The organism is Rahnella inusitata (assembly GCF_003263515.1).
Taxonomy (GTDB): Bacteria; Pseudomonadota; Gammaproteobacteria; order Enterobacterales; family Enterobacteriaceae; genus Rahnella; species Rahnella inusitata.
The window spans coordinates 24,559-49,966 of the sequence record NZ_JYDE01000020.1 but is presented as its reverse complement, the minus strand read 5'-3'; the positions used below and the strand labels follow the sequence as shown (position 1 = coordinate 49,966).

18 protein-coding genes and 1 pseudogene are annotated in these 25,408 nt (G+C 57.1%); 11 read left to right on the top strand and 8 right to left on the bottom strand.

The window, feature by feature from the left end:
• The first annotated feature begins 81 nt into the window (after positions 1-81).
• The 3 genes from TU92_RS13080 to fhuB are packed head-to-tail and all read left to right on the top strand — an operon-like array spanning position 82 to position 5,271.
• Entirely contained in the window at positions 82-2,433 is a 2,352-nt protein-coding gene (locus tag TU92_RS13080; protein WP_112167660.1) for a TonB-dependent siderophore receptor, read from the top strand.
• A complete protein-coding gene (locus TU92_RS13075; RefSeq protein WP_112167659.1) occupies positions 2,433-3,335 on the top strand; it encodes an ABC transporter substrate-binding protein in 903 nt (300 codons plus the stop codon). Before TU92_RS13080 ends, TU92_RS13075 begins: the two co-directional genes overlap by 1 nt.
• Positions 3,328-5,271, top strand: a complete 1,944-nt coding sequence (gene fhuB / locus TU92_RS13070; RefSeq protein ID WP_112167658.1) for a Fe(3+)-hydroxamate ABC transporter permease FhuB — start codon at positions 3,328-3,330, stop codon at positions 5,269-5,271. Before TU92_RS13075 ends, fhuB begins: the two co-directional genes overlap by 8 nt.
• A gap of 190 nt (positions 5,272-5,461) precedes the next feature.
• Here fhuB and TU92_RS13065 read toward each other — a convergent pair.
• Both TU92_RS13065 and TU92_RS13060 read right to left on the bottom strand, forming a co-directional pair.
• Positions 5,462-5,629, bottom strand: a pseudogene (locus TU92_RS13065) (MFS transporter); the annotation flags it as partial.
• A 43-nt stretch (positions 5,630-5,672) separates the two neighbouring features.
• Positions 5,673-6,752 carry a cellulase family glycosylhydrolase gene (locus TU92_RS13060; RefSeq protein ID WP_112167657.1) on the bottom strand — a complete coding sequence of 360 codons (1,080 nt, stop codon included), beginning with the start codon at positions 6,750-6,752 and terminating at the stop codon, positions 5,673-5,675.
• Positions 6,753-6,961: 209 nt separating this feature from the next.
• On the opposite strand from TU92_RS13060, the gene TU92_RS13055 reads away from it, so the two are divergent.
• Positions 6,962-7,969 (top strand): LacI family DNA-binding transcriptional regulator, encoded by a 1,008-nt coding sequence (locus tag TU92_RS13055; protein ID WP_112167809.1) that lies wholly within the window; start codon positions 6,962-6,964, stop codon positions 7,967-7,969.
• 141 nt (positions 7,970-8,110) lie between these two features.
• Here the strand turns inward: TU92_RS13055 and TU92_RS13050 are convergent, their stop codons facing one another.
• Together TU92_RS13050 and ascF are read right to left on the bottom strand one after the other, a co-directional pair.
• Complete coding sequence (locus tag TU92_RS13050; protein ID WP_112167656.1) at positions 8,111-9,541, bottom strand: 6-phospho-beta-glucosidase; 1,431 nt, start codon at positions 9,539-9,541, stop codon at positions 8,111-8,113.
• Between the two features lie 20 nt (positions 9,542-9,561).
• Positions 9,562-11,037 carry a PTS cellobiose/arbutin/salicin transporter subunit IIBC gene (gene ascF / locus TU92_RS13045; RefSeq protein ID WP_112167655.1) on the bottom strand — a complete coding sequence of 492 codons (1,476 nt, stop codon included), beginning with the start codon at positions 11,035-11,037 and terminating at the stop codon, positions 9,562-9,564.
• 270 nt (positions 11,038-11,307) lie between these two features.
• Here ascF and TU92_RS13040 point away from each other — a divergent pair, with 270 nt between their 5' ends.
• Together TU92_RS13040 and TU92_RS13035 are read left to right on the top strand one after the other, a co-directional pair.
• Positions 11,308-12,342, top strand: coding sequence for a LacI family DNA-binding transcriptional regulator (locus tag TU92_RS13040; RefSeq protein WP_112167654.1), 1,035 nt, complete (start codon positions 11,308-11,310; stop codon positions 12,340-12,342).
• Between the two features lie 377 nt (positions 12,343-12,719).
• A complete protein-coding gene (locus TU92_RS13035) occupies positions 12,720-14,804 on the top strand; it encodes a putative bifunctional diguanylate cyclase/phosphodiesterase (protein WP_112167653.1) in 2,085 nt (694 codons plus the stop codon).
• Between the two features lie 170 nt (positions 14,805-14,974).
• Here the strand turns inward: TU92_RS13035 and hutU are convergent, their stop codons facing one another.
• The 4 genes from hutU to TU92_RS13015 all read right to left on the bottom strand — a co-directional run bounded on the left by hutU (position 14,975) and on the right by TU92_RS13015 (position 20,259).
• Positions 14,975-16,657: a urocanate hydratase gene (hutU, locus tag TU92_RS13030; protein ID WP_112167652.1), complete on the bottom strand. Its 1,683-nt coding sequence runs from the start codon at positions 16,655-16,657 to the stop codon at positions 14,975-14,977.
• Positions 16,658-16,685: 28 nt separating this feature from the next.
• Positions 16,686-18,236, bottom strand: coding sequence for a histidine ammonia-lyase (gene hutH, locus TU92_RS13025; RefSeq protein ID WP_112167651.1), 1,551 nt, complete (start codon positions 18,234-18,236; stop codon positions 16,686-16,688).
• A gap of 74 nt (positions 18,237-18,310) precedes the next feature.
• Positions 18,311-18,883 (bottom strand): HutD/Ves family protein, encoded by a 573-nt coding sequence (locus TU92_RS13020; protein ID WP_112167650.1) that lies wholly within the window; start codon positions 18,881-18,883, stop codon positions 18,311-18,313.
• Complete coding sequence (locus tag TU92_RS13015; protein ID WP_112167649.1) at positions 18,880-20,259, bottom strand: formimidoylglutamate deiminase; 1,380 nt, start codon at positions 20,257-20,259, stop codon at positions 18,880-18,882. The genes TU92_RS13020 and TU92_RS13015 overlap by 4 nt, the downstream gene beginning before the upstream one ends.
• Positions 20,260-20,496: 237 nt before the next feature.
• Between TU92_RS13015 and hutC the strand changes: the two genes are divergently transcribed.
• From hutC to TU92_RS12990, 5 genes are all read left to right on the top strand, one after another.
• A complete protein-coding gene (gene hutC / locus TU92_RS13010) occupies positions 20,497-21,297 on the top strand; it encodes a histidine utilization transcriptional repressor HutC (protein WP_112167648.1) in 801 nt (266 codons plus the stop codon).
• Positions 21,298-21,382: 85 nt separating this feature from the next.
• Entirely contained in the window at positions 21,383-22,645 is a 1,263-nt protein-coding gene (gene hutI, locus TU92_RS13005; protein WP_112167647.1) for an imidazolonepropionase, read from the top strand.
• Positions 22,642-23,469: an N-formylglutamate deformylase gene (gene hutG, locus TU92_RS13000; protein WP_112167646.1), complete on the top strand. Its 828-nt coding sequence runs from the start codon at positions 22,642-22,644 to the stop codon at positions 23,467-23,469. Before hutI ends, hutG begins: the two co-directional genes overlap by 4 nt.
• Before the next feature lie 137 nt (positions 23,470-23,606).
• A complete protein-coding gene (locus tag TU92_RS12995; protein WP_112167645.1) occupies positions 23,607-24,356 on the top strand; it encodes an ABC transporter ATP-binding protein in 750 nt (249 codons plus the stop codon).
• A gap of 20 nt (positions 24,357-24,376) precedes the next feature.
• Positions 24,377-25,357 carry an ABC transporter substrate-binding protein gene (locus tag TU92_RS12990; RefSeq protein ID WP_112167644.1) on the top strand — a complete coding sequence of 327 codons (981 nt, stop codon included), beginning with the start codon at positions 24,377-24,379 and terminating at the stop codon, positions 25,355-25,357.
• Positions 25,358-25,408 lie beyond the last annotated feature (51 nt).

Here is a 25,408-nt window from a genome sequence, read left to right as displayed (position 1 = left end):
GACGACGTCAGGGTTTTGGCGTCCGTCACGTCTTCAGAAAGGATAATGATTCTTATTTGATTTATTTCTGGGGAAAATTGCATGACCATGTTTACTTTTTATCAGGGTGCCCGCGTTAAATCTGGCCTTGCCGTACTGGCGTTAGGCATCGGTTCACCGTTCGCCCTGGCGCACGCCGCCGCTCTTCAGATCTCCCTTCCGGCACAGCCGCTGATCAAGTCGCTGAATGCGCTGTCGCAGCAGGCCGGTGTTCAGCTGATTGCCGCCCCTGACGCCGTTGCCAATAAAAACGCGCCCGCCCTGCAGGGCGATATGACGCTGGAAGCCGCGCTGGCCCGCCTGTTAGGCGGCAGCGGTTTAGGTTACAGCATCGAAAATGGCACCGTGGTGGTCGCGCCGCAGCCTGCCGGAGCCGATACCCTGACCGTCACCGGGCAATCCAGTCCCTATTCCAGTGTGCCGCAGCAAACCAGCTCCGCCACCAAAACAGACACGCCGCTGCTGGAAGTACCACAGTCGGTCTCGGTCGTGACCCGTGAACGCATGGATCAGCAGAACGTGCAAAGCGTCACTGAAGCGCTGCGTTATGTGCCGGGCGTCAAAACCGAAACCTACGGCGTCGACCCTAAAGGGTATGACTGGATTTACATCCGCGGATTCAACGCCCTGACGACCAACGATTATCGCGACGGTCTGCGCCAGCTCAACAACAGTTACAGCTATTTCCGCACCGAACCCTATGCGCTGGAGCGCATTGATATCGTGCGCGGGCCGTCGTCCACCTTGTTTGGGCTGGGTGATGCGGGCGGGATCGTCAACCGCGTCAGCAAACTGCCTTCCGCACAGGGCGTGCATGATGTGGAACTGGAACTGGGTAATTTCAACCGCCGTCAGGCGCAGTTCGATATGAGCGACAAAATTGACGACGACAGCCATTATCTGTATCGCGTTATCGGCGTTGCCCGCGACAGCGATACGCAGTTTCAGTATCGCGACGGCCCGGATGTGGAAGACAACCGCGTGTACCTCGCGCCCTCTTTTACCTGGTTACCGGATGCCGACACCAGCCTGACCGTGCGTGCCGATTACCTGCGTGACACTTCCGGCGGCACCATCGCCGTACTGACCAAACCGGGCGGAAAGGTCACCGATACCCTGCTGGGCGATTACAACTACAACCGTTTTCGTCAGGAGCAGTTTACCCTGGGCTATGAGCTGAGCCATCAGTTCAACGATATGTTCCAGTTCCGCCAGAATGTGCGTTACGGACAAACCGATACCATTTTGAATAACCTGCTGCCCGGCTCGGTGAATTTCACCACGGGCACGGTGTCGCGCAACGCGATTCGTTTCGATGAACACATGAACGCGTTCAATATCGATAACCAGTTGCAGGCCGATTTCTCTACCGCCTCCGTCACGCACCGCCTGTTAACCGGACTGGATTACAGCCGTCTTGACGGCAACGCCAAACGCTTCGGCGCGGTTGCTCCGTCGCTGGATATCTACAATCCGGTGTACGGCATGAATATCGCCGATCCGACCTACGCCCTGAACAATAATGACCAGACCACCGCGCAACTCGGCTTGTATATGCAGGATCAGATTTCACTGACGCCAAAATGGCTGCTGACCCTGGGCGGTCGCCACGATGACATCAGTATGCGCACGCAAAATAATCTCAATGACAATACCAGCTGGCTGGATAAAAGCGCCTGGACCGGTCGCGCCGGGCTGACCTATCTGGCCGACAACGGCCTCGCGCCGTACATCAGCTATGCCGAATCGTTCGTACCCAACAGCGGCACCGACAGCAAAAACCGCACGTTCGATCCCAGCAAGGCGCACCAGTATGAAGTCGGGGTGAAATATCAGCCGGACGCCAGCATGCTGCTGACGCTCGCCGCGTTTGATATCACCAAAAGCAACGTGCTGACCAACGAGATAGTCAACAACCTGATCACCGGTTATCAGGTGGCCTCCGGTGAAGTCCGCTCACGCGGGATCGAGGCCGAAAGCACGGTGAAACTGACGCAAAATCTCGATGTGCTGGCGTCGTACACTTATACAGAAACCGAAATCACCGCCAGTAATAATGGCGATCGCGGTAACGAGCAGGCCAACGTGCCGAAACATATGGCCTCAACCTGGCTGAATTACGGGTTTCATCAGGGTGTACTGGACGGCTTGATGCTAAGCACCGGTGTACGGTATGTCGGCAGTATGTATGGCGATAACGCCAATACTGTGCCGGTGAAAAACTTTGCACTGGTCGATGCAGGCGCGAAATATCAGGTGAATAAGCATGTTGCGGTGGGATTCAACATTCAGAACCTGCTGGATCATGACTATGTCGGCACCTGTGACGACGACACCAGCTGCTATCCGGGGCAAGAGCGCACGTTCATCGGCTCACTGAAATACAGCTTCTGATGTCAGGTCTGTTACTCAGTCGTCGTAACTGCCTGAAGGCGTTGCTGGCGCTGCCGTTGCTCAATGCACCGGCGGCGCTGGCCGCCGCATCAGCGCACCGCATCGTCGCCATCAACTGGCTGGCCGCGGAGGCGTTGCTGTCGCTGGGCATTCCCCCTCTGGCGGTCTCCGACGGTGGCTATTTTCGCCATCGCATCGCCACGCCAGTTTTACCGGCAACGGTTCAGGATATCGGCCCGTATTGGGAGCCGAATATCGAGATGATCGCCGCGCTCAGGCCGACGCTTATCCTGAGCGATATGCTCGCCCCCGCCATTCAGGACAGCCTGCGCCGCATTGCGCCGGTGCAGGTGGTTCCGGTCTATCCGCCCGCCGGTCCGCTCTGGCCGACGTTACTGGCCTTTTACCGCAGTCTGGGGCGACAACTCGGTGTAACGGCAAAAGTTGAGCAGCTTATCAACCACGCTAATCACGCCATCGCGCAATACAAACAACAGCTTAAACAGGCCGAAGGACAGCGGGTGCTGGTCGTCGTGCGCAGTCAGGACGGTAAATTCGTCACGGTCTACGGTGCGAACAGCCTGCCCGATGCGCTCCTCACGCAGCTCGGTTTGCGCAATGCCTGGACGCTGCCGGTGGGCGCGATGGGAACAGCCAACGTCGGCGTCGAGAGGTTGTTTTCCCTGCAGGCGGACTGGCTGTTTTACACTGAGTTGCCGACCACGCTGACCCGCGTTTCCCGCCTGCGCCAGCCTGACGGCCTGTGGCAGCAACTGCCGCTGGTGGCCGCTGGCCGCGCGCGAGAACTTTCACACTTCTTCCCGTTTGGCGGGCTCGCCACCGCCGTCAGTCTGGCGCAGCACATTGCGGCGGCGCCCGGAGAAGGTAATCGCCATGCATAAACCTTCCCGCTCTGTGTTTCCGTGGCTTTTCGCCCTGTTGCTGATGCTGATATGCGCGTTTTTGCTGTTCAGTAATCTTTCGCGGCTCCAGCATAACTCCGGGTCCACGGCCAGCCTGCTGATGCACTACAGTTTTCTGCCGCGTCTGGCGATCGGCATCCTTAGCGGAATGGCGCTGGCGCTTGCCGGACTGCTGTTTCAGCAGGTACTGCGTAATCCTCTGGCGGAACCGGCGACGCTCGGCATTGCCGCCGGTGCCAATCTGGCGATGTCTGCCAGCATCATTGTGTTCCCCGGCCTGCTGGTGTTCGGCCTCACGAACCTGGCGCTGGCGGGTGCCGCGCTGACCGCGCTGTTGCTCTATTTTCTGATTGCCCGCCAGGGGCTGGATCCGCTGAAAGTGATCCTCACCGGCATGGTAATAAGCCTGTACGGCAACGCCATCAACACGCTGATGGTGCTGTTCAATCACGATTATCTTAGCGATTTATTCAGCTGGCAGGCCGGTTCTCTCAGCCAGAGCGGCTGGCAGCCGACGCAGTTTTTGCTGCTGCCGGTGCTGGCGCTGATAGCGATGAGCGCCCTGCTGGCCAGGCCACTGATGCTCATCGGGATCTCAGACCAAAATGCCGGTGCGCTGGGCGTGCCGGTGGTGAAAGTGAGGATCGCCACCCTTGCCGTCGCCGTGGCGCTCAGTGCGCTGGTGACCAGCCAGATCGGGATCATTGGCTTTATCGGACTGGCCGCGCCAGCGCTTATCCGCCTGACCGGTGTTCGCTCGTTCCGGTTTCAGCTGCTGTTTGTGCCGCCGTGCGGCGCGTTGCTGCTGACGCTTGTCGATCAGCTGGCGCAGTTTCTCTCGCCTGCCGGAGGAGATTTGCCGACCGGAGCACTTTCGGGGTTACTCAGTGCGCCGCTGATGCTGATTTTGTTGTTCCGCCAGCGCAATCCGCTGATCACGCCCTCGCCTTTCGGCGCGCAGCCCGCCAGAGTGCTGACACGGGCACATCTGACAGCGCTGGTACTTATCCTCACCGGCGGCATCGCCGTCTCGCTGTTCCTCAACCGGTCGCCGGAGGCATCCGCGTTCTGGCCGCTTTTGGAATGGCGCTGGCCGCGAATGCTCGGGGCGCTCAGCGCAGGCGCGATGCTGGCGGTAGCAGGCGTGCTGATCCAGCGCCAGAGCGGCAATCCCCTTGCCAGTCCGGAGCTTCTCGGTATCAGCAGCGGTGCTTCGCTGATGGTGGTACTGATGGTCATTTTGCTCAATCAGCCGCTCTCAGATCTTTTTCCGGCGGCGCTGGCGGGCAGTTTACTGGCGACGTGCCTGCTGTTTATATTCGGACTGCGGTCGCGCTTTCAGCCACAGTCCATGGTGATGGTCGGGCTGTGTCTCACCAACCTGAGTATGGCGCTGAGCATGTTGCTGCTGATGAGCGGTGATCCGCGCGCGATGATGCTGCTCAACTGGAGTACTGGCTCCACGGCGGGCATCACGGCAAATCGCGCATTATGGGGTGCGGCGCAGGCACTGGTGCTTATCCCGCTGGCGTTGCTGCTGCACCGCTGGGTGCAACTGCTCAGCCTGGGACACCCCACCGCACGGGCACTGGGCGTCGGGCTGCGGCGCAGCAATATGCTGATTTTACTGCTCGCGGCGGCACTGACGGCGGGTGGCACGTTACTTATCGGCCCGCTGAGTTTTGTCGGGCTGATTGCGCCACAGCTGGCGCGCTACAGCGGTGCGTTCCATTTCCGTTCGCAGTGCCTGGTCGCGGCATTGTATGGGAGTTTGCTGATGGTGACAGCCGACTGGCTCGGTCGTAACATCGCCTGGCCCTGGCCGGTTTCCGCCGGACTGCTCTGCGCACTGATCGGCGCACCGTGGTTTTTATGGCTGCTGATGAAATCGGGGGGAAACAGGGACAGGTTTTAGGAAAATGCACAGACCCCGGCAGCCGGGGTCTCCCGACGTCAGTCGGCTTAAACTTCCAACGGTTTTTCGCTCACTTCGCCCGGTTCTTCAAACACTTCACCCGATAACAGGCCGATAATCATCATCATCACCACCGTCGCCATAAAATATCCGTGATCGTCAGACGCCGGTGCGAAAAAAGCGGTCAGGCGCGGGCGACAAGAAATATCGTACTCGCCGCCAGCGCGGAAATACCCAATACGTCGGTATAAAAATAGTTAATAAAGGAACCGACTAAACCGAAACTAAAACACTGCCCCAACCCGTAACCAAAATAAGACCCTAATTCCCTGGAAGGGATTTTCATTGAAATCGTCATTATTCATTGCCTCGCACATCCCTGTGCTGCCTGTTAAGAAGGATTATTTCATGCGTGTTAAACGGCGGACCAGATCCATTTCGGCACGACGGAATGGAATACCGTACTCATCCAGCACATCGTGGAACCAGAGATGGGCATAATCATGATTACCCTTACGCACCACCGGCCACGGCAGCGTGGTCTGGGTTTTACCGCGCACCAGCCCCCACTGATAGCAACCGGCGTTGAATGCGCAGAACAGCGGCAGTTGCTCTTCGAAAACACTGCCTACATGACGCGCCAGCCATTCGGTGCACAGCATCGGACGATTGAATTTTTGCCAGAAACGCAGCGCCTGAAGCAGTTTCGGCGTCGCCACATAGGCGTGGAAACTGATGATGTCCGAGAGTTCTGCCGCCGCGACGTCTATCGGATGGGTGAAAAATTCACTTTCCGGCTGATCCAGATCCTGTGAGAAATGCCATGCACCGACGGTCAGCGGTGCGACAGGATCTTCCTCCCTAGCCCACACAAATGCCTGGCGCATCAGCTCCAGCGCAAAAACTTCCAGCTTTTCGTCATACAACACTTCTTCCAGCCCGGTGGCGAAAGTGCCGCGATTCCCGGGTTCGTTGTACAAATCCCAAATCGCAATGCGCGGATCGGTGCGGAAATGGCGGATCACGTCACGTACATACCGTTCCACTTCCGGCCACATGTCGCGATTGCACACCACATCGCGCCCCGGACTGGCTGCCGCCTGACTGTTATGCTTGCCCGGTTCCGGCGCTTTTTGCGGCCCGAGGAAAGGCTCATCACCGGAGAAGCCGCAGTCATCCATCAGCGTCAACATGACTGCTATCTGATGTTTATCGGCGAGGCTCAGAAACTGTTCAATGCGTGCCAGCAAACCATCGCGATCCGCCTGCCAGACAATAAACGGCAGATTAATACGCAGCTGGTTATACCCCGCCGCGTGCGCCCAGCTGAGCTCCTGATCGATAGTCGGCACGTCAAACGTTTCTTTCTGCCAGAGTTCCGTCCAGTTAACGGCCGTGCGCGGCAGATAGTTGAATCCGCAAATCCAGCCTTGTTCTTTTCCCCATTCAGCCGCCTGCTGCTGGCTCCACTGCTCTTTCATGGTGATCTCCTGTTCGTTTTAAGAGGTAAAATGCAACAACTAATATTATTAGCTAATTTTTATTATCTACCTGCATTGCCTGCAAATCGCACGTTCAGGTTATGCAATTCGGATCACACTCTTTTTAAGCAACGCATGCGGCGGTCTGGCAAAATACGGGCTGTGATATAGTGCAAAGGAAGAGAAAAATGGGCGATGGGAAAAGGGAAATGGAGAAGAAAAACAAAGTGACGATGAGTGATATCGCGCGGGAAGCAGGCGTTTCCCAAGCGACGGTTTCACTGATATTAAACAACTCACGTTCCATAAAACTCAGTGAAGAAACCCGTCAGCGGGTGATCAGCACCGCCCTGACCCTTGGGTATAAAAAAATGCCCGCGCCGCATCGCGATAACGGTCAGGAAGAGATAGCCCTGCTGATTAACGTTATGCCGAGTTACGATCCCTTTGTCGATGCTCTGAGTGAAGCCCGCGAAGCGGCGTGGCGCCACGATACGCTGCTGACCCTCTATGATTACGGTGATGATCCGGAGCTGGCGGTGCGCATTATCCATCAGCTGAGTCAGCGTCGCTGTGCCGGTATTATCATCGCGTCGCCGGTGACGCAGGCGATTGATTTCTCAGTTTTTGCCCATCAGACTGAGCTTCCCGTCGTGCTGCTGAATGTTTACGACCGCGCTTTTCCGCTGCTGCCCACCTTCCTGCCCGACGACCGCGCCAACGCCTTGCAGATAACCCGCCATCTTATTGATCAGGGAGCGACCCGTATCGCCCACATCATGGGCGATCACTGGATGGAGGCGTGCGAAATGCGCCTCGAAGGCTATCGTCAGGCATTGTTACAGGCCGGAATGCCCTTTGATGAACAACGGGTGATGGCCACCAACTGGTCGCTGAACGAAACTTATCAGGCCACGCTGGCACTGATGAAACTCCCCGAACCGCCCGATGCTATTTTCTGTTCCAGCGACTGGATGACCCTGGGCTGTTATCAGGCACTGACCGAACTTCATCTGCGCATTCCGCAGGACATTCTGGTGGCCGGTTACGACGATCAGCGCATCGCCGATCAAATGACGCCGAAACTGACCAGCGTACAGCTGCCGTATATCGAACTGGGACGAATGGCGGTGGAGTATATTTGTTCCGGCGAAGACGCCGCCACACGCGTTCGGATGGCCGGAAGACTGAAGTTGCGGGCGAGTACGGCGGTTTAAAAACCTCGCCTTTATGCTGAAAAAAGCGGAGCTTTTTAAAATGAGTTTTCCCGGTTGCAGCCATTACTGCATGACCAGAATTAGTGTGAAATAGTAACAGGCAGACCGGCGTAATCCCGGCCTGCTTATTCACTGTATTCCTTACGCCAAATCCCCGCCGTTACTGGCAATGACCTTTTTATACCACCAGAACGATTGCTTCCTTTTTCTGTCCAGCGTGCCGTTTCCGCTGTCGTCGCGATCGACATAAACAAAGCCGTAGCGTTTGCTCATTTCGCCGGTGGAGGCAGAAACCAGATCGATGCATCCCCAGGAGGTATAGCCGATGACAGGAATACCGTCCCTGATCGCTTCGCCCATGGCATGGATGTGTTCGCGCAGGTAGCTGATACGGTAATCATCAATGATTTCGCCCTGTGCGTTAATCTCATCTTTCGCGCCAAGGCCGTTTTCAACCAGGAACAGCGGTTTCTGGTAGCGGTCATACATCATATTCATGGTGATGCGCAGGCCGAGTGGATCGATCCCCCAGCCCCATTCACTGACTTCGATGTGCGGGTTTTTCAGCGATTTAACGATATTGGCCGCGCTGCTGTTGTTGTCATTCATATCCGCCGAGGCGCAGCGGGAGGCGTAATAGCTGAATGACACAAAGTCGACGGTGTTTTTGAGGATCTGGTCGTCGCCCGCTTCTTTGGCAATGACGATACCCTTCTCAGCGAACACGCGTTTTGTATAAGACGGGTACGCGCCGCGTGCCTGTACGTCGATGAAAAACAGATTCTCGCGGTCTTTTTGCAGCGCCGCCCAGACATCTTCCGGTTTGCAGGTGCGCGGATAAAAATTACCGCCCGCTAACATGCAGCCGACCTGATTTTCAGGGTTCACTTCATGGGCGATTTTGGTGGCCAGTGCACTGGCGACAAGCTCGTGATGGGCGGCCTGATATTTGACCTGCTCCTGATGCTCACCCTCTTCGAACACCAGACCCGCGCCGGAGAACGGGCTGTGCAACAGGATATTGATTTCATTGAACGTCAGCCAGTACTTCACTAATCCGTCGAAGGCTTCAAAACAGGTGCGCGCATAGCGGGCGAAAAACTCGACCATTTTGCGATTGCGCCATGAGCCGTACTCAACCACCAGATGCATCGGGACATCGAAATGGCACAGAGTCACCAGCGGTTCGATGCCGTATTTTTTACATTCGGCAAAGACGTCGCGGTAAAAGGCGATACCCTCCGCGTTTGGCGTCATCTCGTCACCGTTCGGATACAGGCGGCTCCAGGCAATCGAGGTTCTGAACACGGTGAACCCCATTTCTGCCATCAGCGCGATGTCTTCTTTATAACGATGGTAAAAATCAATTGCCTGATGGCTCGGGTAGAACTCGTCTTCTTTGAGCTGAAAACGCTTTTCCTGCCCGGTTTTCACCGCCAGACGGTGCGCGCCGTGCGGTATCATGTCCACCGTCGTCAGGCCCTTTCCGCCTTCAAAACTGGCGCCTTCGGCCTGATTGGCGGCAATCGCGCCGCCCCATAAGAAACCGTCAGGGAATGGTGATGCTGCCATGAGAAAGTCCTCTTCTGTCTTCAATGTGTTTTTACTGCACTTTGCGCAGCGGCAAAGGGTGTGGAAATCGCGGCATCTGTTGCCTGGTCTTCTTTCGGCTGCGGCGTTTCGACCGGAATATCTTCAAAACCCAGCAGCAGCGTGGTGAAGAAGGAAATCACAATCGCCAGAATCATCACGCCAAATACCCAGACGATGCTCATCGGATTCGACGGGTCGAAGAACTGCACGCTGGTGAACAGCCCCGGTGACGCCATCGAATGGCTGGCAAGCCCGCCGAGACCGGCGACGCCGCCGCAGATAAATCCGCTGATGAGACAGGCGATCAGCGGGCGTTTAAGGCGCAACGCGACGCCGTACAGTGCCGGTTCTGAAATCCCGGCAATGATCGCCGAAGCCGCGGCGGCCAGAGCGGTCTGGCGCAGTTCGGGATTTTTAGTACGCCATGCTACGGCCAGCGAGGAGCCGCCGAGGGACAGATTCGCACCAATTTCCGACGGCATCACCATGCCCTCTTTGCCGGTTTCGGCGATGGTCTGAATGATGGTTGGCGTAAACACGCGGTGCATGCCGGTCATCACCAGCAGCGGCCACGCCGCGCCCATGATGGCGACCGAGAGCCAGCCGAGATAGCTATGAACGGTATACACCACCGCCGAAATCCCGGTGCCGATCCAGATGCCCAGCGGGCCAATAATCACAATCGCGATCGGTGCGGCAATCAGCATGATCAGCATCGGTTTAAGGAAGTTTTTAGTCACTACCGGCGTAATGCGATCAACCCATTTCTCGATGTAGGACAGCAGCCACGTCATACACAGCGCAGGAATGACGGTGTAGGTATATTTCACCGCCGTAATGGAAATGCCGATGAACTCAACTTTTTGCCCCTGCGCGGCTTTGGCCATCAGATCGATAAATGCCGGATGCAGCAGTACCCCGGCGATCGCAATCGCCAGCGACATATTGGTTTTGAATTTGACCGCCGCCGAGGCCGCGACCATCACCGGCAGGAAGAAGAACGCGCCGTCGCCGATGGTGTTGAGGATCACCAGCGTTGATGCGCCCTTCTCGAAGACGCCCGTCATATCGAGGATCATCGCCAGCAGTTTGACCATTGAACCGCCGATGATCGCCGGGATCAGCGGGGACATCGTGCCGATCAGCGCGTCGAGAATGCCCGCACCTATGCGTCGTAACGTGAGTTTGCTTTTAACCGGTACGCCGCTGGCGCCAGAGAGCCCTTCCGGCAACAGTTTAAGGACTTCGGCGTAGGCGTGAGACACGTTGTTGCCGACGATCACCTGACACTGTTGCTCATTGCGCACCACACCCATTACGCCGGTGATGGCTTTGAGTTTTTCGCCGTCAACCAGGGAGGCGTCGTTGAGAACAAAACGCAGACGGGTCATGCAGTGCGTAACCGCCGCGACGTTCCCTGCGCCGCCGATAGCACTGATAATCGACTGCGACATTGCTGCAAAATTCTTAGACATGAGGGTAACTCTCTCAGATTCATAGGGTTATGAACGATGCTGTTTGCGAAAATTGGCCGGAACGCGCTTTTGTAATGTGTTTCTGAAACGATAGGTAACCGGTTACATACGAGAATGTGCAGATCTGACGCCGACTTCAATAAAAAGTCACAACCCTGTTTCATTTTTGTGATGATGATCTCCATGCACAGGCTTAGCGCGGCGAAATCCGCGAAAATCCGCAGAAATGTGTAGAATGACGCAACATTTTTTCTCTTTCAGGTGTGCCTGATGTCGACAATGCAGGAAGTGGCGTCCAGAGCAGGCGTCTCCAAAGCCACGGTGTCCCGCGTGCTTTCCGGGAAAGGCTATGTGAGCCAGGAAACGAAAGATCAGGTGTTCAGGGCCATTGAAGAAACCGGCTATCGCCCGAATTTACTGGCGCGCAATCTGGCGACCAGTAAATCCATGTGTATCGGGCTGGTAGTGACCAATACGCTGTATAACGGCAATTATTTCAGCGAGTTAATCTCACAGGCGGCCAAGAAACTTGATGCCAACGGGCGTCAACTGATTCTGGTGGATGGCAAAAACAGCGCCGCTGAAGAGCAGGAAGCTATCGAGTTTTTGCATGATTTACGCTGCGACGGGATCATTATTTATCCGCGCTTTTTATCGGTCGATGAAATGGATCTGATCATCGATAAATATAAAAAGCCGGTGATGGTGGTGAACCGTAAATTGAGAAAACATCAGAGCCACTGCATATATTGCGATCATAAAGGCTCGAGTTATCAGGCAACGCAGGCACTGATCGCCCGCGGTCATCGGGATATTGCTTTTATTACCGGTTCGATGGATTCCCCGACGGCCATTGAACGCCTGTCTGGCTACAAAGACGCGTTAATCGCCGCCGGTCTGCCCGTGCGCGAATCACTGATCGTGCAGGGAAAATGGTCACCGGCCAGCGGCGCGGCGGCTGTCAGCGCTCTGCTTGCCGCAGACCACTCGTTCAGCGCCATCGTCGTCAGTAACGATGAAATGGCGATCGGCGCGATGAAGCAACTCAGCGATGCCGGAATTAAAGTGCCTGATGCGGTTTCGGTGATCGGGTTTGATAATATTCCGACCGCGCCGTTTTTAATTCCCGCACTCTCCAGCGTAAAAGATCCGGTGAGTGATATGGTCAGTGAAGTCATTAATCAGATTATTTCGATGCTCGACGGCGGATATTTATCAGAAAAAAATCAGTTTACCTCTGACCTTATTTTGCGGGATTCAGTGGCAGACGGACCCTTTTATTCCCCCGATAAAAACCGCGCCTGACCCGGTCTAAGCACTTCCCCGATAAATAGCCGCACTCTGTTGCGGCTTAGTCTTTTCTGGCCGCCAGTCCCCTTCTTTCCTCAGCGCAAAATCCTTAAGCTTTTTGTGCCATCACATTAAAGCTCCTGAGACAGCTGCCGATAACCATTACGCCTATTTAAACCCAAAAGTGGAATTTAACTTAAGGCCGATCTTTTTGCTAAAAACGCTTAATTTTAAGCATCTTAGAAGCAAAATTTGACGAACTAAGAATTATCTTATGCTAACGTTTCATCACACATCACAGCAAAAATGCGTCGGGAACAGACGCACTATTCAGCCGGACTCTGATTTGGGAGGACCCCGCACAGAGGCGGCCAGCTAGCAGGCAAATTAAAATGAACGAAGATTCTGACGTACTGTATCGGTTGCTGGTTCAACGCGTTGAAGATTACGCAATTTATATGCTGAAACCCGATGGCACCGTGGCGAACTGGAATGCCGGTGCGCAGCGAGCCAAAGGTTATGCGCCTGAGGAAGTGGTCGGGAAACATTTCTCCTGTTTTTACACTGAAGAAGATAAAAAGAGCGGCTGGCCACAGCACGGGCTGGAAACAGCGCGCGAAACTGGCCGTTATGAATCTGAAGGCTGGCGTCAGCGCAAAGACGGCTCGCGTTTTTGGGCGCACGTCATCATCGAAGCCCTGCGCGAAGCCGGTCAGATCATCGGGTTTGCCAAGATAACCCGTGACGTCACCGAGCGTCGTGAAAACGAACAGGCGCTGATGTACGCCAAAGATCTGGCCGAATCGAACAGCGAGCAGCTCTCCGCCCTCACCCAGTTTCTCAATACCGTGATCGCCAATATTCCTTCGTCGGTGATCGTCGAAAATGCGGTATCGCGGGAAATTCTGCTGGTGAATCGTCAGGCTGAGCGTCTGCTCGGGATTTCGCGCGAAGAAATGCTTGGTAAGCGCCCTCAGGACTGTATGGGCGTCGGCCTGAGTTCGTTTATCAATAAACAGTCAGACGAATGTCTGCGCGCCGAAGGCGTGCATAAAAGTGAGCAGCAGTTGCTGACTGCCATCGGTGACCGCACGCTGCAAACCACCAGTTCGGTGATCCGCGGGCACGATCCACAAACCAGCTACGTAATGATGATTGCCGATGACGTGACCGATCAGCACGCAGCGCACGCGCGCATTCACCACATGGCGCATCACGACAACCTGACCAGCCTGCCCAACCGTATTCTGTTCAGCCAGCGCCTGAGCGAAGCCTTGCAGCAAGACAGCTACACCCGCACCCACACCGCCACGCTGTGTCTGGATCTCGACAACTTCAAAAACGTCAACGATGCGCTCGGCCATCAGGTCGGCGACGAGTTGCTGCGCGCGATTGCCAAACGTCTGCGCATGACGCTGCGTGATGACGATACGCTGGCGCGCATTGGCGGGGATGAGTTCGCCGTGGTACTGCCGGGTCTGAAAGATATCGCTGCCGCGCATCAGATCTCAAAACGCCTGATAGAGTCCGTGCGTCCGCCGGTGATGGTCGACGGCCATTCGCTGTCGGTCGGCCTGAGCATCGGCATTGCATTGGCGGATTCACCGGACAACACGCCGGATCAGCTGCTGCGCTGTGCAGACATGGCGCTGTATGAGGCCAAACGCAATGGCCGCAACCGTTATGAGGATTTTCGCATTGAGATGGACGCCGCCGCGCGCAAACGCCGTCTGGTGGAACTGGATTTACGCGATGCGATTACCTGTAATCAGCTGCGTCTTTACTATCAGCCGATCACAGATGCCAAACATGATGCAGTGATCGGTTATGAAGCGCTGATGCGCTGGCACCATCCGCAAAACGGGCTGATCATGCCGATCGATTTTATTCCCATTGCCGAAGAAACAGGGCTGATCCACAGTCTGGGATCGTTCGCGCTGCATGAAGCCTGCCGCGAAGCGACCACCTGGGCGGGGAACCAGACCGTTGCGGTGAACCTCTCGCCGATCCAGTTCAAAAACAGCGGTCTGGTCTCGGTTGTCGAATCCGCACTGGCCTCGTCAGGGCTGTCGCCGGAAAGGCTGGAAGTGGAAATCACCGAATCGGTATTACTGGATAACACGCTCGGCAACGTCGGCACGCTGCGTAAACTTAAGGCACTGGGCGTGCGCATTGCGCTGGATGATTTTGGCACCGGTTATTCATCGCTGAGCTATCTGCGGTCGTTCCCGTTCGACAAAATCAAAATTGACCGATCGTTTATCAATGATATGCAGGACAGCCCGGAAGCGCTGGCGATTATCCGCGCCATCACCGGCATGAGCCGCAGTCTGGCTATTCAGACCACTGCCGAAGGCGTGGAAACCGACGAGCAGTTCAGGCGTCTGAAAGAAGAAGGGTGTTCATTGTTCCAGGGGTATTTTTTTGGACGGCCTCAGCCCTCAGAATCCCGCCTGCTTGGCTTTGCACCTGTCTGATGCTATTCAGTAGACCAGAAATCGGTAAGACCCGATCGGGGAATAAAGGGGTGTTTTGCGGTTTAATTCAGGCGATTAGCCTTTCTTAAATCGCGTAACGCGCCCGGATAAAAGGAAAAAAGCCCGCTTCACGGTTAACGCGAAGCGGGCTTTTGGCTTTCAGAACCGCATCAGATCATTGGCAAGTTTAGCCCGTTGCGCTCTGCGCAGGCTGCCGCCTGTTCATAGCCGGCATCGGCATGACGCATTACGCCGGTCGCCGGATCGTTCCACAATACGCGCGCCAGACGGGCATCCGCCTCTTTGGTGCCATCTGCCACAATCACCATACCCGCATGTTGTGAAAAGCCCATACCGACGCCGCCGCCGTGATGCAGGCTGACCCAGGTCGCGCCGCCTGCGGTGTTAAGCAAAGCATTGAGCAGCGGCCAGTCGGAAACCGCGTCGGAACCGTCTTTCATCGCTTCGGTTTCCCGGTTGGGAGAGGCAACGGAGCCGGTGTCCAGATGGTCGCGGCCAATCACCACCGGCGCTTTCAGCTCACCGTTGCGCACCATTTCGTTGAACGCCAGCCCGGCGATATGACGCTCGCCCAGCCCCAGCCAGCAGATACGCGCCGGTAGCCCCTGAAACGCAATGCGCTCGCGCGCCATGTCCAGCCAGTTGATCAGGTTGGCGTTATCCGGGAACAGCTCTTTCAGTTTGGCGTCGGTTTTGTAGATATCTTCCGGATCGCCGGAAAGTGCCACCCAGCGGAACGGGCCTTTACCTTCGCAAAAGAGCGGACGGATATACGCCGGAACAAAGCCGGGAAAATCAAAAGCGTTGGCCACACCCTGGTCTTTCGCCACTTGCCGGATATTGTTACCGTAATCGACGGTCGGGATGCCCATGGCGTGGAAATCGAGCATCGCCAGCACGTGTTTGGCCATCGAGGCTTTGGCCGCGTTGATAACTGACTGCGGGTCAGACTGACGCGCTGCCTGCCATTTTTCTACGCTCCAGCCTTCTGGCAGATAGCCGTTCAGCGGATCGTGCGCGGAAGTCTGGTCGGTGACGATATCCGGGCGCAGGCCACCTTCTTTCGCGCGCGCCACCAGCTGCGGCATCAGCTCGGCCGCATTGCCCAGCAGGCCAACGGAAATCGCTTTTTTCTCGGCGCAGGCTTTCTCGATCAGCGCCAGCGCTTCATCAATGCTGTGCGCTTTATGGTCGAGGTACCGGGTACGGATACGAAAATCAATACGCGATTCCTGACATTCAATCGCCAGCACGCAGGCTCCGGCCAGCACACCGGCCAGCGGTTGCGCACCGCCCATGCCGCCCAGACCGGCGGTCAAAATCCACTTGCCGCGCAGGTCGCTGTTGTAATGCTGACGCCCCGCTTCAGCGAAGGTTTCGTAAGTGCCCTGCACGATGCCCTGAGCACCGATGTAAATCCACGAACCGGCGGTCATCTGGCCGTACATCATCAGCCCGGCTTTATCCAGCTCGTGGAAATGTTCCCAGTTCGCCCAATGCGGCACCAGATTGGAATTGGCGATCAGCACCCGCGGCGCGTCGGTGTGAGTGCGAAATACGCCGACCGGTTTGCCGGACTGCACCAGCAGCGTTTCGTCTTCGCGAAGCCCGCGCAGGCTGGTGAGAATGGCTTCAAACGCCGGCCAGTTGCGCGCCGCTTTGCCTATTCCGCCGTACACCACCAAATCGTCCGGGCGCTCGGCGACGTCCGGATCGAGATTGTTTTGCAGCATGCGGTAGGCCGCTTCGATCAGCCAGTTCTGGCAACTGATTTCTGTGCCGTGCGGGGCACGAACAACGCGGGCAACGGCAGTTTTTTGTGGAGCGTTCATTTTCGGTTCCTTTATCGGGTCAGGAGAATCAGGCAAAACTCGGCAACAGCGCTTCAACCGCCGCTGGCCAGCGTTCACGGGTGGCCCACAGGCGCATCATTTCAACGTCCGGTGCCATCAGGCGGTCATGTTCAAGGAACGGCACATCGGCGCGGATGGATTTCAGCTCGTTTTCCAGTACCGGCGAACTTTGCAGCGGACGGTGGAAATCAATGCCCTGCGCGGCGGCCATTGCCTCAATGCCCACCACGACGCTGGTGTTAAAGCACATGTCGCCCAGACGGCGCGCGGCGTAGGTCGCCATTGAGACGTGATCTTCCTGGTTGGCCGAGGTCGGCAGGCTGTCCACGCTGCCCGGATGCGCGAGGGATTTATTCTCAGAGGCCAGCGCGGCGGCGGTCACCTGCGCAATCATAAAGCCGGAGTTCACGCCACCGTCGTTGACCAGGAATGGCGGCAGGCCGGAAAGCCCGGTATCAAGCAGCAATGCCATCCGGCGCTCGGAAATCGCGCCGATTTCAGCAATCGCCAGGGCGAGGATATCAGCAGCAAAGGCCACCGGCTCGGCGTGGAAATTGCCACCGGAAATCACATCGCCGTTTTCGGCGAACACCAGTGGATTATCGGATGCCGCATTGGCTTCGATACGTAAAATACGGGCGGCGTGATGAAGGTTATCCAGACACGCGCCCATGACTTGCGGCACGCAGCGGATGGAATACGGATCCTGCACGCGGCCACAGTTTGAATGCGACGTGACAATGTCACTGCCTGCCAGCAATTCGGACACCGCCGCCGCCACGGCGATTTGCCCCACCTGACCGCGAGCCTGATGGATGCGTGCATCCAGCGGTTTCACCGAGCCTTTGATGGCTTCCAGCGACAGTGCGCCCGCCACCAGACCTGCCGCAAAAACGCGTTCGGCTTCAAACAACCCGGACAGCGCCAGCGAGGTTGAGACCTGCGTGCCGTTGAGCAACGCCAGCCCTTCTTTCGGACCCAGCTCAAACGGTGTCAGCCCGACCGTTTTCAGTCCTTCCACCGCTGACACTTTCTCCCCCTTAACCGTCACCTGACCTTCGCCTATCAGCATCAGGGAAAGATGCGCCAGCGGCGCTAAATCGCCGGACGCGCCCACGGAACCTTTCTCAGGAATACACGGATAAACACTGGCGTTGAATAAGGCGATCAGCGCATCGATCACTTCAATGCTGATACCGGAATGCCCGCGCGAGAGGCTCAGCACTTTGGTGGCCATCACCAGACGCACCACGTTATCGGCCAGATCCTTGCCAATGCCGACGCTGTGCGACAGCACCAGATTGCGCTGCAATTCAGCCAGCCTTTCCGCCGGAATGCGCGTTTGCGCCAGTTTGCCGAAGCCGGTATTAATGCCGTAAACCACTTTGCCGGATTCGACGATGCGCGTGACCGTCTCCTGAGAAGCCTGAACATCTGCCCGCGCGTGCTCCGCCAACTCGAGGCGGACGTTACCCTGATAAATCTGGCGCAGCGTCGGTAGATCAACCTGACCCGGTTGCAGATGGCAAAGGGTTAATTCTGAGGATGAAGAAGCCATAATCTATTCCTGTATAGACAAGTTAAGCTAAACGTAAACCCGAACAAAATCTGTCGGGCTGTTGTTTGCGACCGTTAATCCGTAATGACTGACGCCCAAAGCAGCAGGCCGTCAGGGTGTTCTGTGCTGACGATAACCGGGTTTATCTCCAGAGTTGCCGTCCAGTAAAAGCCGTCGCCCTGCCCGATTTGCGCGCCGTCCGGCAGTTGCCAGTCACCACTCAGGACGTAAATCACGCCGCCGTTTTCAGGCAAAACCGCCAGCGTTTGGCGGGCAGAAATCACCTTCGCACGACAGACAGTTCGGCGGGTCATGATGTTGAAATCAGTGGTGACGCCGCCGTGCAGCCGGGCGCTCACCGACTCTTCACCACGAAACGAATAGGGTTCCCCAACACGGCTGAGGGAATGGCGGATGTCCGGCGAAGCCAGCAAATGAACGCCCTCACCGCTGAGTAACGTTATCGAACGGTCAATGCCGGGGAAAACCGAGAACGGGCCGTCCTGTGCAATGGTCGCGATGCTGGCGCGCCAGTCAAAATTCGCGCTTCCTGCCGGAACGCTGATGATTTCGCGTGTTTCGCCGCCGCCGTTGTGCCACGGGCTGACCGGCAGCCCCATCAGGCTAAATGGCTGCCAGCCGTTCATGCGCCACCCTCCGCCAGCTGATTCAGTACTTTCAGGAAATCTGCCGCCGCGGCCTGTTGCTGTTCATGCTGGCCTTCGACAATGCGCGCGATACCGCCGACATAAACATCGCGGATTTGCCCGCTGTGACCGGCAAACAACCAGCGGTTAAGAATTTCGCTATTTTTGGCCGCTGCAAGATAGGGATCGCGGCCATCCAGCACCAGCCAGTCGGCACGATAGCCCGCGGCCAGCTTGCCAGTCGCGACGCCGCATGCCTGTGCGCCGCCCTGTAAGGCGTGGGAATAGAGCACATCGCCGACGGAATGCTGATTCTGATGCGGCAGCGTCAGGCGGTTGCGACGCTGATCGCGCAGACGCTGGCCGTATTCGAACCAGCGCAGTTCTTCCACTACGTTGAGCGAGACGTGGCTGTCGGAACCAATCCCCCATCGGCCGTTGTGCCCGAGATATTCCACGCCGGGGAAAATACCGTCGCCTAAGTTAGCTTCGGTGGTCGGACATAATCCCGCTACCGCGCCGCTTTTCGCCATGCTGGCTAATTCAAAACGGTCGGCGTGCGTGGCATGGATCAGGCACCAGCGGCTATCAATATCCAGATTGTCATACAGCCAGGTGATGGGCCGCTGGCCGCTCCAGCCGAGGCAATCGTTCACCTCTTTTTGCTGTTCGGCGATGTGAATATGCACGGGAGAATTTTTGTCGCCCGCCGCCAGCACCTCGCGCATTTGCGAGAGCGTCACGGCACGCAGTGAATGGAAGCACAGACCGGCGTTTTGAAAAGGTTTTCCGCCAATCTGCTGGCGGATCACCTCCTGCTGTTGCAGATAGCTATCGACGTTCTGAATAAAGCGTTTTTGCCCGTCCTGCGCGGGCTGCGCGCCAAATCCGGCGTAGCTGTACAGCACCGGCAGCAGCGTCAGGCCGATGCCCGCCTGCTCCGCCGCCGCGCTCAGCTGTGCGGTCATTTCGCCGCGATCGGCATACGGCTTCCCGCTGATGTCGTTATGCAGATAGTGGAATTCGGCGACCTGCGTATAACCGCCTTTGAGCATCTCGATATACAGCTGACGGGCGATGATGCCTGTCTGCTCAGGCGTAAGGCGCTGCACCATGCGATACATCAGGTCGCGCCACGTCCAGAAGCTGTCCTGCGGATTTCCGGCAACTTCCGCCAGCCCGGCCATCACCCGCTGAAAAGCGTGCGAATGCAGATTCGGCATGCCCGGCACCACCGGCCCGGACAGCGGGATACAGCCCTGCGGGTCGCCACCCGGCGTCACCGCCGTCAGCATTCCGGCAGCGTCAACCTCCAGACGAACATCGTGCGCCCAGCCGTCGGCAAGTAACGCGCGTGAAGCAAAATAAGCAGCCATGACTTCGTTCCTGAATCAACATGGGGAAACATAAATGCAATTTTTGATAAACAACTGCTACTGTTTTAATCAACTTGTCTATACATATACATATGCCTGATTGCGCTGTAAACTTGCAACAGGAATTTTTTTGATTTTTGTTTCCGCCGTCCTCTTTTCGTTTGCCTGCCCGTGGGGGACACTACGGGGCTGTGAACGGATAACAATTCAGCAAGATCAACGAGCGAGGTACGAGACATGTCGGAGCCGACACCACTTTTTCATTCTGGTGCAGCGCAACAGGGAGTGTCCCAGCAGACATTGTCCGAACTGGCGGCCGCAATGAGCGACACCCCCGCCCCTATCTATCAGCGCGTGAAACAGGCGATCGTCAGCCAGATCCGTGCAGGCGTGTGGAAACCGCACCAGCGCGTGCCTTCCGAGAGCGAGCTGACCAACGAGCTGGGCGTCAGCCGCATGACCATCAACCGCGCGCTGCGGGAGCTGACCAGCGAAGGTTTTCTGATCCGCATGCAGGGTGTTGGCACCTTCGTGGCCGAAGCCAAGGCCTATACGCCGATGCTGGAAGTTCACAACATCGCCGATGAAATCGCTGCGCGCGGCCATCAGCACGACAGCAAAATTCTGCTGTGCGAAGCCCGGCTGGCGGATGCCGCACAGGCGCAGCAGATGGACGTTGCCCTCGGGCAAATCCTGTTTTATTCACAAATCGTGCATTACGAAAACCATGTGCCGGTACAAATCGAAGAGCGTTTTGTGAATCCGGAAATGGCCCCGGATTATCTGCAAGAAGTGCTGAACAAGCAGTCGCCCTACACCTATCTGATGACCATCGCACCGCTGACCGCCGGTGAGCATCGCGTGGAAGCCGTCAGCGCCAGCGACGAGCAACGCGAACTGTTGCAGCTTAGCGAGCACGAGCCTTGTCTGCTGATCCACCGCCGTACCTGGAGCGGCAGCCGCGTGGTTACGTCGGCGCGGTTGATCTACGCCGGTTCCCGTTATCAGCTGTTCGGACGCTTCACCAGTCACGGTTAAGACCCTTTTCGCTTGCCGGTTTTCGGGTTATGCGCTAGGTTGACTTTAGTTGTCTATACAAGATCAACCTTGTCCGGAGCCCGTCATGCCCTTAACGCTGTCCCCGCATTTCTCTTCTGAACCCTCCTCGCAATGTGACAGCGTCTGGCGCGGCGCCACACTGGTCACCATGCGGGACGGGAAATACAACCTGATCGAAAACGGTGCGATTGCCGTCAGCGGCGGCCAGATCCTGTGGATCGGCCCTGATGCTGACTGCCCGGATTACCCGCATGCCATCGAACATGAATTCGACGGCGGGATCATCACGCCGGGGCTGGTCGACTGCCACACACATCTGGTGTTTGGCGGTAACCGCAGCGCCGAATTTGAACAGCGACTGAACGGCGTGAGTTATGCAGAGATTGCCGCGGCGGGCGGCGGAATTTTATCGACGGTTAACGCCACCCGCGCCGCCAGCGAGGATGAACTGCTGGCGCAGGCATTATTCCGCCTGCAACCGCTGCTGGCAGAAGGTATCACCTGCGTGGAGATTAAATCAGGCTACGGTCTGAGCGTGGAAAGCGAAATTAAAATGCTGCGGGTAATCCGCAGGCTCGGCCATATGCTGCCGGTCGAGGTGAAATCCACTTGCCTTGCCGCCCATGCGCTGCCGCCTGAATTCAAAGACCGGCCAGATGATTATATTCAGCTAATTTGTGACACCCTGCTGCCGGCGATTGCGCAGGAAAACCTCGCGGACGCCGTGGATGCATTTTGCGAACATCTGGCGTTTTCGCCAGAACAGGTCGACCGTGTGTTCAATGCCGCAAAATCCCTCGGCCTGCCGGTAAAACTCCACGCCGAACAGCTCTCCTCCCTGCACGGCAGCGCGCTGGCCGCACGCCATCACGCGCTGTCTGCCGACCATCTGGAATACGCCACCGAAGATGATGCCAAAGCGATGGCCGCCAGTGGCACCGTCGCGGTGTTGCTGCCCGGCGCATATTATCTGCTGCGCGAAACGCAGTGCCCGCCGGTGGAACACTTCCGCACTCACGGCGTGCCGATGGCGCTGGCCAGCGATGCCAATCCGGGGACATCTCCGGCGCTTTCCCTGCGCTTAATGCTGAATATGGGCTGTACGCTGTTTCGCCTGACGCCGGAAGAAGCGCTGGCCGGTGTGACCTGTCACGGCGCACGGGCGCTGGGGTTGCAGGATTCCCACGGCACGCTGGAAGCGGGCAAGGTCGCCGATTTTATTCACTGGCCGCTGTCGCGTCCGGCGGAACTGGTTTACTGGCTGGGCGGACAATTGCCCTGCACCGTTATTTTTCGTGGTCACCTGCGTGGAGAAGTTCGTTTATGAGCCTTTCAGCTAATTCTGTTATTGCCGAACCGTTACATTTCGTCCGGGGAACTGCCCCGTTGCTGATCAGCATTCCTCACGCCGGAACGCACCTGACGCCGGAGGTCGCCAGCGGACTGACCGACGCCGCGCTGCCGCTCTCAGACACCGACTGGCACATTCCGCAACTGTATGATTTTGCCCGTGCGCTCGGGGCCAGCATTCTGGTCGGGCAATATTCGCGCTTTGTGATTGATCTCAACCGTCCTGCGGACGATACCCCGCTCTACGCTACTGCGACGACCGGCCTGTTCCCCGATACCTTGTTTGATGGCCGCCCGACGTTTAAAGCCGGGATGGAGCCGACCGTGGTTCAGCGCCAGCAGTATCTGGAGCAAATCTGGCAGCCGTATCACCAGACCATTGCGTCAGAACTTGCGCGGATGAAAGAGGCATTCGGCTACGCGCTGCTTTTTGATGCACATTCTATTGCCTCACAAATCCCGCGTCTGTTCGATGGCAAACTGCCGGATCTCAATCTCGGTACCAAAGGTGGCGCGAGCTGTTCGCCCGGTTTAAGCGGCGTGGTGGAAGGCGTTTGCCTGCAACAGACGCGCTTTAGCCACGTACTTAACGGGCGTTTCAAAGGCGGCTACATCACCCGTGAATATGGTCAGCCGGATATCCATCAGCACGCGGTTCAGCTGGAACTGGCGCAGGTGAATTACATGGAAGAAATCGAGCCATTCGCCTATGACGAAGAGAAAGCCCGTGAACTGCAAAGTATCCTGAAACCACTGCTGGCAGGCATGCTGGCGTGGGGCGAACAGCAATATAAGCAATAAAACAGTCATACGATGATCCGGTGCCGGTTCCCCGCCTGCACCGTCAAATCTCTACATTCACAAACCTGTCATGTCTGCGTCACACACTCTCTTTAGGCTCAGCTGCACCAATAAGTCCCAAAGAGGATAGTACCGTCATGAACATTCCAGCTTTTACAGGCGGGAATGCGCCCCCGCGCATTGCTTCTCCTCCCGCTATCGCCCTCCATCAGGTGTCTCATTTTTTCGGGAGCACACCGGTACTCAATCACGTCAATCTGACTGTCCCCAAAGGCACGATCCTCGCCCTGCTCGGCCCCTCGGGCTGCGGCAAAAGCACGTTGCTGAAAATGCTCGCGGGTTTACTGCACCCCGCCTCCGGGCAGATCAGCTTCGACGGCGAAATCGTTGCCAGCGGCACCTTCAGCCTGCCCCCGGAGCGACGCAATCTCGGCATGGCCTTCCAGGATTACGCGCTGTGGCCGCACATGAGCGTGCGGCAAAATGTCGCGTTTCCGCTGCAAATGCGCGGAGTGCGTGGCGCGCTTTTGCAGGAAAAAGTGATGGCTGCGCTCGATCGCGTCGGGCTGGCAGATTTCGCATCACGACGCCCTTCTGAACTTTCCGGTGGTCAGCAACAACGTGTGGCGCTGGCACGGGCGATTGTCGCTGAGCCACGCATTCTGTTGTTCGACGAACCGCTCTCCAATCTTGACCGCGATCTGCGCGAAAGCCTGTGTGAAGAGATGGCGACACTGTTGCGCCAGCTCGGCACCACGGCGGTGTACGTCACCCATGACCGGCACGAAGCGCGCGCACTGGCGCACAAGATTGCGCATATGGATCAGGGCGCGATCGCCCGTATTGACCTGAATGATGCTTCCGTTGTTTCCCCTTTTGTTGCTTAACCTCTGATGGAATTGACTCAATGACTCGCACACATTTATCCAGAACCAAAACAGGTGTAATGACTGCAATGACTCTTTCTCTCGCAATGGCAGCGGGCAGCGCACAGGCGCTGACGCTTTATACCGCCGGGCCGGGTTCGCTGGCCAAAAAACTGGCGGCGGGCTATGAAAAACAGACTGGCGTAAAAGTCGATGTGTTTCAGGCCACCACCGGCAAAGTGATGGCGCGACTCGAAGCCGAACAGGCCAATCCGCGCGCCGACGTGCTGATATCAGCGTCATGGGATACCGCGACCGATCTCAAACAGCGCGGCTGGTTGCTGGAATATCAGAGCCCGAACGCGGCGCAGGTTCCGGCGCAGTTCAAGACGCCGTATTACGTGGCGCAAGGCATTTCCGCGCTGGGGATTGTGTGGAACACCAAAAGCGGGACGTCTGAGCCGAAAGACTGGGGTGACCTGACCAAACCCGAGTTCAAGGACAAAGTCACCACGCCGGATCCCTCCCTGTCCGGCGCCTCACTGGATCTGCTAATCGGGTTGCAGAATGCCCACGCGCAGCAGGCGTGGAAATTGTTTGATGACCTGAAAGCCAACGGCATGATCATCGCCGGGCCGAACGCGCAGGCGCTGACGCCGGTGTTACAGGGCGCGAAAGCGGCGGTGTTCGGCGCGGTGGATTACGTCTCATACGCCAGCATGCAGGACGGTGAATCCGTCAAAGTAATTTTCCCGCAGAGCGGCACTGTGATCGCCCCGCGCCCGATGATGATCCTTAAATCCAGCCAGCAGCAAAAAGAGGCTAAAGCCTTTATCGATTACGCCCTGTCGCCGGAAGGCCAGCAGCTGGTAGCCGAAGCCTGGCTGATGCCTGCCCGCACGGACATCGATGCCAAACGTCCGCTGTTTAAATCCCTGAAACTGCTGCCGGAAGACCCGAAAGCGTCCGCCTCACGCAAAGACGTTCTCGATCGTTTCGCTAAACTCTTCGCCCAGCCATAACCGCCCGCCGGGCTGCGCACGTGCTGTGCAGCCCGTTCTGAGAACCGAATC